Origin of the sequence: Streptomyces racemochromogenes, from assembly GCF_044129415.1 — a bacterium.
GTDB lineage: Bacteria > Actinomycetota > Actinomycetes > Streptomycetales > Streptomycetaceae > Streptomyces > Streptomyces racemochromogenes_A.
The window spans coordinates 1-944 of sequence record NZ_JBBDHD010000303.1; the positions used below are offsets into that span (position 1 = coordinate 1).

3 protein-coding genes are annotated in these 944 nt (G+C 61.7%); all 3 read left to right on the forward strand.

Going from position 1 to position 944, the window contains the following annotated elements; genetic code table 11:
* The coding region (locus WDV06_RS36970; RefSeq protein WP_395514174.1) for a hypothetical protein at positions 1-207 on the forward strand (207 nt) is incomplete at its 5' end.
* Positions 204-530, forward strand: a complete 327-nt coding sequence (locus WDV06_RS36975) for a hypothetical protein (protein ID WP_395514175.1) — start codon at positions 204-206, stop codon at positions 528-530. The genes WDV06_RS36970 and WDV06_RS36975, both read left to right, overlap by 4 nt.
* A complete protein-coding gene (locus tag WDV06_RS36980; RefSeq protein WP_395514176.1) occupies positions 523-693 on the forward strand; it encodes a hypothetical protein in 171 nt (56 codons plus the stop codon). Before WDV06_RS36975 ends, WDV06_RS36980 begins: the two co-directional genes overlap by 8 nt.
* The last annotated feature ends 251 nt before the right edge of the window (positions 694-944 follow it).

Genomic DNA, 944 nt, shown 5'->3' on the forward strand with positions numbered 1-944 from the left:
GCTGCGATGAGCGCCGAACATCCCGACCACGTTACTGTCACCCACGGCATGCGCGGCTGGTTCGCTGTCTACATGAAGTGGACCGATGAGTGCGGTGGCTTCTACGAACCGTGGCAGTCGCACGACTTCTCCCACAGTAGCCGTGCCGGTGCAGAAAGTGACGCCAGGGCATGGGCCGAAGCCGAAGAAGTGGAGGTACGTCTGTGAACTACGCCAACCTCAACGGTGCCCAGGTGCGCTCTGCAGGCGGTGACGGTGATGGCCGTGCCATGATGGATCTGCAGGCGCGCTGCGGCTGGGCGTCCTATCTCACCCGCGACGGTCGCCGTGTAGACCCGCGCGACATCACCGACCTGACACAACTCGCCAAGGATCTCAGCCATGCTCCCGCTCCCGCCGTCCGGCCTGCCACTGCCGTCCGTTTCTATGACCCTGCCCTTGCCGAAGCCATCGCCGTCAATGCCGAATCTGCCTTTGCCGAACTCTGGCGCAAGGTCGGTTCGCGTCCTGGGCGTGGAGGACATGCCTAACTATCGCAAGCTCAAGCTGTGGCCCCTGGCCGAGCAGGAGGCAACGAAAGAGGGTCTGCTGCTGGGGTTGTCACCGGGTCGCCGTGTAATCGCCATAGGAGAGCGCCTGGAACGTCTCTGGGCAGATCTCAACAACCGCAAGCCGCTGCCGCTGCCGATGTGACACCAAACCCCAGGCTCACAACCTGGGGTTTTTCGTTGTTGACACCAATTTGTTTTGGGTGATAAGGTGTCACCACACCCACCCTGATAGAATCCGATGAATCACGATGAGCGCGAGCTGCGGGGCATTGCCCAATGGATCTGGACTGAACTGCTGACCGCGATGCGCAGTGATGGCCTGATCGCCACCCAGATCTCGACCCCCGGCGACGCCACGCTGCAGATCCTGTTTAAGCTGGCGCTGGACAATCT